Genomic DNA, 10,038 nt, shown 5'->3' with positions numbered 1-10,038 from the left:
CGGGTTTCCGTTCGCAAGAATCGTTTGCTTGGCTTTTCTCTTCTTCGCTGTTCAGTATCCGGTTTTCAAGGTTCTGCGGCGCCCCTCCCGGGGCCCCGTCGCTTTCGGTTCCACCCGAAGCGCAAGGAGATATATTACGCGTCCGTTGCCCCGCCGTCAAGAACTTTTTTCGAGATTCTCGGACTTTTTTTCCCGGCGCCTTCCGGCGCCGGGGGGCCGCGGGGCCCCGCCGCCGCCCTCCCCCTCTCCCGCGGAGAAGGCAGCCCGAGCATGTTACCCGCTTCCGGCCCCGGGCGCAAGGGGGCATTTTCGAAAAGCTCGGAAAAGCTCGCTCAGAACGGCCCGGGGCGAGAGGGCGTGCGGCGCGAGGAGGGCGCATCCCCGTGCCGGCGGCACGCTCCAGAAGGCGTGCGGGCGCCGTCTGGCCGACGATGCCGCGACCGTCCTGTTTTGGGCCGGGACGATCGCCCTCATTCCCTCATATACAGCAAAGCGGGACGACCGATGGTCGCCCCGCCTTCCGAGTTATGGTTGACGCTACACGTTACCGCAAGCCGCAGCTTACATCATGCCGCCCATGCCACCGCCGGCACCGGCCATAGCCGCCAGAGCCGCCGGATCCGGATCCTTCGGGATCTCGTTGATGGTGGCCTCGGTGATGAGGATGAGAGCCGCGACGGAGGCCGCAGACTGCAGAGCCGTGCGGGTGACCTTCACCGGGTCGTTGACGCCCATCTCGATCATGTTGCCGTACTCGCCGTTGGCGCAGTTCAGGCCTTCGCCCGTAGCCATGCCCTTGACGCGCTCGACTACGACGCTGCCCTCGAAGCCGGCGTTCTGCGCGATAGCGCGCATCGGAGCTTCGAGCGCCTTGCGGATGATGGCGACGCCGACCTCTTCGTCCTTGTCGGCCGCTTCCACCTTGTCGAGCGCGGGCAGAGCGCCCACCAGAGCCACGCCGCCGCCGGCGACGATGCCCTCTTCGACCGCCGCGCGGGTCGCCTGCAGGGCGTCCTCGATGCGGGACTTCTTCTCCTTGAGCTCGGACTCGGTCGCAGCGCCCACCTTGAGCACCGCCACGCCGCCGGACAGCTTCGCCAGGCGCTCCTGGAGCTTCTCGCGGTCGAAGTCGGAGTCGACGCGCTCGAGCTCGGCCTTGATCTGACCGATGCGATCGTCGATGGCCTTTTTGTCGCCGGCGCCGTCCACGATGAGGGCGGAGTCCTTCGTGACCTTGACCGTCTTGGCATGGCCCAGCATGTCGATGCGGGCGTCGGCCATGGTCATGCCGAAGTCCTTGTCGATGACCTGCGCGCCCGTGACGGCGGCGATGTCCTCGAGGATGCGCTTGCGGCGATCGCCGAAGCCGGGAGCCTTGATGGCGACGCAGTTGAACGTGCCGCGCAGCTTGTTCAGCAGGATGGTGGCCAGCGCTTCGCCCTCGACGTCCTCGGCAACGATGAACAGCGGACGACCGGACTTCATGATCTCCTCCAGCAGGGGCACCATGTCCTGGATGTTGGTGACCTTCTGGTCGGTGAGGAGGATGTAGGGATCGCTGAGGACGGCCTCCATCTTCTCCATGTCGGTGGCCATGTACGGCGAGATGTAGCCGCGCTCGTACTGCATGCCCTCGACGATGTCCATGTCGATGCCGAACGTCTGGCTCTCCTCGACGGAGATGGCGCCGTCCTTGCCCACGGCATCCATGGCCTCGGCGATCTTCTCGCCGATCTCGGCGTCGCCGGCGGAAATGGTGCCGACGTTCGCGATCTGCTCCTTGGTGGAGACGGGGGTGGCGTCGGCCTTGATGGCCTCGACCACGGCGTCGGTGGCCTTCTGGATGCCGCGACGGATGCCCAGGGCATCGGCGCCGGCGGTCACGTTGCGCAGGCCCTCGGACACGATGACGTCAGCCAGCAGCGTGGCCGTCGTGGTGCCGTCGCCGGCGACGTCGTTCGTCTTCACGGCCACTTCGCGAACCAGCTGGGCGCCCATGTTCTCGATGGGGTCCTCGAGCTCGACTTCCTTGGCCACGGTTACGCCGTCGTTCGTGATCAGCGGAGCACCGTAGGATTTCTCCAGCGCCACGTAACGGCCCTTGGGCCCGAGCGTCACCTTGACGGCGTCGGCCAGCTTGTTGACGCCGGCAGCAAGCGCGCTGCGCGCGTCGGCTTCGAACTTAATCTCTTTAGCCATATTGCTCATATCCTTTCAACCTGACGGCTTTTCGTGGCGGCCTCCTAGCCGCTCAGAACCCGGGAGCTTTCGCACACGGCCAATAAGGCCGCTTAGCTCAAGCACCCGGAACCTTCGTGGCTATGAGCCTCACCACGAAAACCCTGCTATTACCAACGTTGAATCAACCGGCGCCTTTTATGCAAACACAGCGTAGAGGTCGTCACCGCGGAGGATCAGCACGTCCTCGCCTTCGACGTTGATCTCGGTGCCGCCGAACTTGCCGTACACGACCTTGTCGCCGACCTTCACGGGAACGGGAACGAGGTTGCCGTCCTTGTCGAGCTTGCCCTCGCCCACGGCCAGAACGGTACCGCTCTGGGGCTTTTCCTTCGCCTCCGTCGCGAGGAACAGACCCGAAGCGGTGGTCTCCTCAGCCTCGTCCTGCTTGACGATAACGCGATCACCCAGAGGTTTCAAATTCATAACGTTGCCTTCCTTTCGTCCGACGTATGCACGAACCCGTTTGTCGCATGTTCGCTATTTAACCACTCAGCAGTGGTGACTGCTAGCACTCATCGGTAACGAGTGCTAAACACTGCGTTATCATAGCATCATCAACACTGAATGCAAGGGCATTCAAAGAAATCTGAGCGCTCGTGACTGAGATTTTGCGCAATCGTCAAACGATCATCACAATTTACTCGAGTCGCCGTTTGGCATGCGGCATCAGTTCGCTTGCCACCGAACGGCTACCGGATGCCTGGCCTTACGAGGCCGCCTTCGTAGGCTCGGACAACGAGCTGGGCGCGGTCGTGGGCATCGAGTTTCGCCATGATACGGGCCAGGTGCGTTTTCACCGTGGCGGGCGAGATGAACAGCTCGGAACCTATTTCGTCATTCGTGAAACCTCGCGCAACCAGGGCGAGGATCTCGCGCTCGCGGTCGGTAAGAGTGCGTAGACCGGCCGCAACGGCTGCAGCACCGCCGAGCGAAGCCGGCCGTGCAGCGACGAACGTCTCTATAAGGCGGCGCGTGATAGAGGGCTCGATGAGTGCATCGCCCTGGGCGACGACGCGCACCGCGGAAGCGATCTCGTCGGGCTCGGCATCTTTGAGCAAAAAGCCGCTGGCCCCGGCGGCCAAAGCATCGTACACGTATTCGTCCAGATCGAACGTCGTGAGGATGAGCACATGCACGTTTTCAAGCGCGGCATCGTCGCGGATGGCGCGCGTGGCCTCGATGCCGTTCATACGCGGCATCCGAATGTCCATGAGCACCACGTCGGGATGCAGCCGCGACGCCAGTTCCACCGCTTCATGGCCATCGCGCGCCTCGCCTACCACGTCGATGCCGTCGTACGACATCAGTATGAGCTTGAAACCGCTGCGGACGAGATCTTGATCGTCCGCCACCAGCACCCGCACGCGCTCTTCCACTTACGCCTCCGCTCCCTTCATCGGCAAGCAGGCAACCACGCGGAAGCCGCCGCCGGCTCGATCGCCCGCCGAAAACGTGCCGCCCAACAGGTGCACGCGCTCGGCCATGCCGGCAATGCCGTGCCCCTCTCCGTCGACAGCCTGGGGCAGCGCGCCCGATGCGGCCGCGGACGCCGAGAGCCCGCACCCGACGCCATCGTCTTCCACCACCAAGCGCGCCCGTCCGTCCTCGACGGCCAGGCGGATGAGCGCCTTGCGCGCACCAGCATGACGCACGATGTTCGTAGCAGCCTCGCGGGCGATGCCGAACAACGCCATGTCCACGTGGGCCGGCACGTCCGCACGACAGTAGGCGGCCGCGTCGAGCGTGGTTTCGATTCCGGCGTTTCCGAGGTAGGCACGCAAATCGTCCAACCGCTCGGTGCCGGACGTCGGCGACGTTTCGGCCGCGTCATCGCCGCAGCGCAGCACGCCGATCATGCTGCGAATGTCAGCGAGCGCGCCTTTCGCAGTGGTGCGCACGGCGGAGATAGCCTCCTTCGCCGCGGCGGGATCGCGATCGATCATGCGCTCGGCAGCCGCCGCCTGAATGCTGACCGCCGACAGCGAATGCGCCGTGATGTCGTGGACTTCGCGCGCGATGCGCACGCGCTCCTCCTCCACACGCCGAGCCGCCTCTTCCTCGCGGGTGCGCTCGGCTTCGGCAGCGCGATCCTCGGTGGCCTTTACGTAGGCGCGATGCGTTCGATACGCATAGCCAGCCAAGCCGGCGGCCACCGCGAGCACAATATTCTGGAAACGCGTGAACAGCACCATGTTGGCCGTGGCGGCATGGGCATCGGTGAACAGAAGGCCGGCCACCGCTAGAAGTACCGCCGCGACCGTCTCGACACGACCGCGCTCGCTGGCGATGGTGTACAGGGCGACCACCGGGCCCACGATGGTGAGCGAGAACCCGTTGAACGCGTTCTGCAAACCCAGAAACGACACGAGGCAGAACAGGAACACGGGCCACGGGAACCTACGGCGCACGACGAGCGGCAACGTGGTGACCGCCAGCGCTACGAACACCTGCACGTTAGGCACCACGTTCACCATGCCGAGATACTGGCGCAGCGCCAGATCGGGAATCACGATGGACGAAGCGGCCAACATGAGCTGCACGCAGCCGAACAGGAACGCCGCTGCCGTTACCGCGACATCGAACCCCCAATCCTTGGGACCCATCGGTCGGTTGTTCATCAGAAAGGTATCCATGACCCCATACTACGCGACCCGCCCGAGGCGCGCCATACCCCAGCCGATGTATGTTCGCCCGATGGCGACCTTTCAACGCTCCAGAAGGTCAAGCAGTTCCTGGCGCGTGTGCACGTCGAGCTTGGAATAGATGTTGCGCACATGGCTGCGCACCGTGTTCTCGGTGACGAACAGCGCGTCGGCGATGTACGCCTTCGTCCTGCCACGTGCAAGGTAGACGAGGATCTCGGCCTCACGCTCGGTCAAGCCCCCTTCCCGGGCGACGCTTGCACAGCACGCGTCAAGCGTCGAGTCGATCTCGGGCACCGAAACCGAATCGGTTCCAACCGCGCTCTCGTTCGGCGCATCGGCAGAAGCCTCTTCGGCGCGTCGTCGCTTGCGGTCGCGCGAGAAGAACACGAGCGCCATGCACAGAGCATACAGCACCACGACGATGATCACGAGATAGCGCATCGTATGCTCGGCCTCGTCGCCCGGACCGCCGCCGGCGACCCCGGCCGCGTACCCCGACAACAGCGTCACGGCCAGGCATACGCGCGCGACGCCCATGGCCACGCCCATCAGCACGTAGGGCGATACCTTGCGCGTCTGTGCCGCCTCGGCGATAAGATAGGTGATGAGCAGCGCGACGAAGTAGTAGCTGCCGAGCAACAGCATGGAGAACACCAGGTTGTAGCGCTCGCTGAGAAACGGCAGGAACACCAGCATGGCCGCGAGCACGGGCATGACCACACGCGATACCGTGGACACCTTGGGGATGCGATGCGCAACGAACACGATGAAGCAGAACACGACGATTGCGCCCACAATGGCCGCAGCCGACACAGCTCCCGAGCCCTCGAAATCGATGGATCCCGCCAGCATGAAGCTGTTGAGCAACCCGATGACGGCTTCCAGCACGAAAAACGCCACCAGCGAGTCGCCCAACTCCAAAAACGCATCGCGATACGCGCCCCATCGAGCCCGCAAGGAAGTTTTCGAAGAAAGCGCTTCGGCAGGTTCGGCGGATACCGTTTCGGCGATCGGCCGTTCGTTATGCGTTTCCACCTCGCAGGAAGCGGCCCGCAACCGACGGCGCACGAACCACGCGCACAGACCCGAAACGAGCAGCAAAACGCAGCTCGAACGCATCTGGACGTCTCCGGGCAACGGAGATAGCACCGAGGAAACCACCACGTTCAGCAACATGCCGAGCGCAATCTGCACCACGATGGAGCTGGGCCGGCTCGCCGAGAGCACCTCGATCCAGAACAGCGACAGCATGACGCTGCCCGCACCGTACAGCAAGCCGGGAACCAGCAGCGCTAGATCAGGCGGCAGCGACAAGACCACGCCCAGCAACGCAGCGAGGTTCCCCGCCAACAACAATGCCGTCGGCAGCACGTATGGCATGGTGTTCGCCTTGAGACGCCCCGTCCAGGCAAGGGTGACAGCGACGGCCGAGCACACGATGATGGAACATGCCACCACTACGTTGAAGAACAGATCGGGCACGAACATGAAGGGCGCCTTCACGAACGCGTATGCGGAGAGGTAGACGTTCGAATTCACGCCGCGATACAATCCGAAACCCAAAATGACCACGGCTGAGTATACAGCGGGATGAGCCCACGCGCGCGACGGCTGCTTTTGTCTGTTCCCTCCCGTTTCCCTCATAGGGGCATCATACCGGAAACGTCGGAAGCGCACGAAGCAAACATGCAGGATTCCGGCCTTCCACAGCAATTTAGTCCGAAACGGACGGTGACGATTCCCCAGATCGAACGTAGGGTGAACCAGTCGTCGCTCAACCGCGACGCAAAGGAGCCATCATGCGACAACAGGGAGGAACAGTATGGAATCAGCAATGAATCGCCGCAATTTCCTGAAGGCAGCCATCGCCTCGGGTGCGGTTATCGCCGCAGGCGGCGCACTGGCAGGATGCTCGCCGAACGGCGGCTCGACCGGCGGATCCGGCGAGGCCGAACAGGTGGTTGGCACCGCCCCCGTCTCGTTCAGCGAAGAAACCGACGTTCTCATTCTGGGCACGGGCATCGCCGGCATGTCGGCAGCCATGGATCCGGTCGAAGCCGGCCATAAAGTGATGCTCGTGGACAAGCTCGACCGCGTGGGCGGAGAGAGCTTCATCGCTTGCGGCGTCATGAACGTCGTTGGATCAAAAATGCAAAAAGACGCCGGCATCGAGGGCGACCCCGAGCAAATGTGGGAGAAGTTCCTGCCCGTGCTCGAGAAAAAGGGCGAGACCGATGACATGGACTACAAGCACAACGTCTACGTCTACCAAACCGAATGGGCGAACCGCGTGGCCGCCGACTACGGTTCGGTATTCCAGCCCATCACCGACTACATGAACACGGGCGCGCCCACGTCCATGCTGTTGCCCGGCAACGGCATCGGCGACATGCAGGCGGTGCTGACGCCGCTGCAGAAGGGCTTGGAGCAGAAAGGCGCCACGTACAAGCTGAACCTGCGCGCCACGAACTTCATCGTGGACGGAGAGGGAGCGCCCATCGGCGTGCGCTTCAACGACGAGAAGAACAACAAGACCGTCGATATCCGCGCAAAGAAGATCATCGTGGCCACGGGCGGTTTCTCCTGCAACCAGGAGATGGTGTCCACGTACTTGCCCAGCCAGGCTCGCTTGGGGCCGCTGACCGTGAACTCCATGGGCGAAGGCCACCAGCTGTGCAAGGCCATCGGCGGCGTGTACACCCACATGGACATGGAAGCGAACCGCATGAGCGACCTCGCTCAGGTGACGGTGTGGGGCTACTTCTCGCCGCAGGTCCAAGTAACCCCGCAGGGCCGCCGCTTCATCAAGGAGGATCAGAGCCACGACTCGCCCGACAAGGCCGTCGAGTTGGGCTTGGGCTTCTGGTGGACCATCTTCGACGATCAAGCCATCAACAGCAGCCAGAAATGGAACGTCGAGATGAACATGAAGAGCAACGCCGACCGCCTCGTGGGCCCGTGCAACTCGCTCGATGAGCTGGCGGCAGCGATGGATGTTCCGGCCGACACGCTGAAGGCCACGTTCGAGACCTACGACGCCATGGTGGCCGCAGGCGAGGACACCGAGTTCGGCAAGAAGCTGTTCCTGCAGTCGCTTTCCGCACCGTATTACGCGATGAAGCACTTCCCGTACCGCTACAAGACGCACGGCGGCATGAAGATCACGACCGACAGCCAGTTGACGGACAAGGACGGCAATCCCATCCCCAACGTCTACTGCGCCGGTTCGACCGTGGCCGATAGCGGCAGCGATCTCTCTCCGAACGCGGGCAGCGGCCTCATCTCCGGCAAAGCCGTAGTCGAAGCGCTGAAGGCGTAAAGCATCCTGCCCCCTCCCTCAACGCCGGAAGGCTCCCGCTCCGGGAGCCTTCCGGCGCATTCTCTACCGATCTAGATATTCCAACACGGCATTCGCCGCCTCGCGGCCGCTGTTCACTTGATGGCCGAACGCGACGCCCGGCATGTTGACGGTGTACACGTTGCGGTACAGCATATTGCCGTCGTTGCCGATGGCATAGAGACCCTCGATAGGGTTGCGGCGCCCGTCCAGCACGCGATGCCGCCCGTCGGTGGTGATGCCGCCAACCGAGAAGAAGTAGTTGTACGACAGTTTTGCCAGGTAGAACGGAGGCGTCTCGATGGGCACCATGAGGCCGGCCGCCTTGCCGAAGTCGCTGTCAGCCCCCTCTCCGCACAGTTCATTGTAGCAATCGACCGCAGCCTTGAGCGCATCGGCGTCGAGGTTGAATCTTCCGGCGAGATCGGCCAAGGAATCGCTCTGGTAGATGCTGCCTCCGCCGTTAGCCTTGATCGCGTCGTAGAAGGCTTTCTTCGCATCGTCGTTTTTACCGAAAAACCGATCGAAGATGGCCTGGTCGAAAACCACGTAATTCCCCTTGTTGCCCTTACCCGGAAGGCACTGCAACGCGAGGTTGTCGTTCGCGAGGTCCTCGCGCGTGTAGCGCCGGCACGCCTCGTTCACCCACAGCACGGGGCCGCCCGAGGCGATGCCGAAATAGCCGTAGAGCGGGTTTTCAGCCGCATCGTGGAAGTCGATGGGAGGAAAAGCCTCGATAGCGTACAGGATGGACTGAGCCGAATCGGCCATGAAGCTGCATGCGCCGTTGTCCATGGCTATGCGATAGCCGTCTCCTGCAGCGTTCGGCGAGCCCACGATGCGCATGCCATCGGTGTTCCAACCCTGCTCGGCGACGATCTCCTCGTTGCCGCCGAAGCCGCCGGTTGCGAGCACCACCGCCTTCGCGCTGTACCGCACCACGCCCTCGCCTCCGTCTGCGTAGGCGCCGATCACCCTGCCGTTCTTCATGACGAGGCCGTTCACTGCGGTTTTGAGATGCAGCTGCACGCTCAGCTCTTCGAGCCGCGCCTTCATCGGCTCAACGTATCCCACAGCCGCCTTTCCGTCTTTGAACCAGTGGAACGTGGGGAATAGGCCGACGCGATAGTCGTCCACCTTGCCGGAGTACATGACGCCCTGCTCTATGCACCAGGTGATGTTGTCGGCCGACTTGCTCACAAAATCGAGCCATACATCGCCGTTTTGGCGATGCTGACCGCGCGAGAGCTCGGCTTCCATTATATCGGCGGGCTGCATGTCGATGCCTTGCTCCAGCTGCAACGTGGAATTGACGGCGAACATGCCCTCGACGAAGTTCGCATTGCCGCCCACCTGGTTGCTCTTGTCCACAAGAATGAGATTCGTTCCGTTAAGAGCCGCCTGCACGGCGCACGCCAAGCCGCTGCCGCCTGCACCCACGATAAGCAGATCGGCGTCGTAGGTCTTGTCCACCTTGCTTGGCGCCTTGCTGACGGGCACCGCGCCCCCGTTCGCGCCAGAACCGGTTCCGCCGGCGCCGCCGGGGCCGGCGTCTTGCGGCGGCGCGCAGGCGTTCAGGCCGCCCACCATCGCCGCAGCTCCGGTAACGCACGCGCCCGCCAGGAACGCGCGACGGGATATGCCCGCACCACGTTCATCCTCGCTTTCCCCGAACATAGAAGTCCTTCCATCCGCGTCTACGGCCTCTCAAGCAGCACGGATGCGCGCCGCATGCGGCTTTAGTAGGTATGGGGACATTCTGTCATGAGTCTATAGAGACGCGGTATCCGCCGCTTTGCACCTTGGCAACCCGTC

At 63.1% G+C, this 10,038-nt stretch carries 7 protein-coding genes; 1 reads left to right on the top strand and 6 read right to left on the bottom strand.

What is annotated here, in order from left to right:
* Window positions 1-561: 561 nt before the first annotated feature.
* The 5 genes from groL to GT613_RS08655 form a co-directional block, all read right to left on the bottom strand.
* Entirely contained in the window at window positions 562-2,199 is a 1,638-nt protein-coding gene (gene groL, locus GT613_RS08675) for a chaperonin GroEL (protein WP_009305183.1), read from the bottom strand.
* A gap of 177 nt (window positions 2,200-2,376) precedes the next feature.
* Window positions 2,377-2,664 carry a co-chaperone GroES gene (gene groES, locus GT613_RS08670; RefSeq protein ID WP_009305184.1) on the bottom strand — a complete coding sequence of 96 codons (288 nt, stop codon included), beginning with the start codon at window positions 2,662-2,664 and terminating at the stop codon, window positions 2,377-2,379.
* 266 nt (window positions 2,665-2,930) lie between these two features.
* Window positions 2,931-3,617, bottom strand: a complete 687-nt coding sequence (locus tag GT613_RS08665; protein WP_009305185.1) for a response regulator transcription factor — start codon at window positions 3,615-3,617, stop codon at window positions 2,931-2,933.
* Window positions 3,618-4,859 (bottom strand): sensor histidine kinase, encoded by a 1,242-nt coding sequence (locus GT613_RS08660; RefSeq protein WP_114516499.1) that lies wholly within the window; start codon window positions 4,857-4,859, stop codon window positions 3,618-3,620. It abuts the gene before it with no gap.
* A gap of 87 nt (window positions 4,860-4,946) precedes the next feature.
* Window positions 4,947-6,425: a helix-turn-helix transcriptional regulator gene (locus tag GT613_RS08655; protein ID WP_226844383.1), complete on the bottom strand. Its 1,479-nt coding sequence runs from the start codon at window positions 6,423-6,425 to the stop codon at window positions 4,947-4,949.
* A 283-nt stretch (window positions 6,426-6,708) separates the two neighbouring features.
* On the opposite strand from GT613_RS08655, the gene GT613_RS08650 reads away from it, so the two are divergent.
* Window positions 6,709-8,205, top strand: a complete 1,497-nt coding sequence (locus GT613_RS08650; protein WP_009305188.1) for an FAD-dependent oxidoreductase — start codon at window positions 6,709-6,711, stop codon at window positions 8,203-8,205.
* A 63-nt stretch (window positions 8,206-8,268) separates the two neighbouring features.
* Here GT613_RS08650 and GT613_RS08645 read toward each other — a convergent pair whose 3' ends face one another.
* A complete protein-coding gene (locus GT613_RS08645) occupies window positions 8,269-9,900 on the bottom strand; it encodes an FAD-dependent oxidoreductase (RefSeq protein ID WP_009305189.1) in 1,632 nt (543 codons plus the stop codon).
* Between the last annotated feature and the right edge of the window lie 138 nt (window positions 9,901-10,038).

It is taken from the genome of Eggerthella sp. BIOML-A4 (genome assembly GCF_009875575.1).
Lineage (GTDB): Bacteria > Actinomycetota > Coriobacteriia > Coriobacteriales > Eggerthellaceae > Eggerthella > Eggerthella lenta.
The sequence above is the reverse complement of the archived record's forward strand: the minus strand, read 5'-3'. Positions and strand labels throughout refer to the sequence as shown.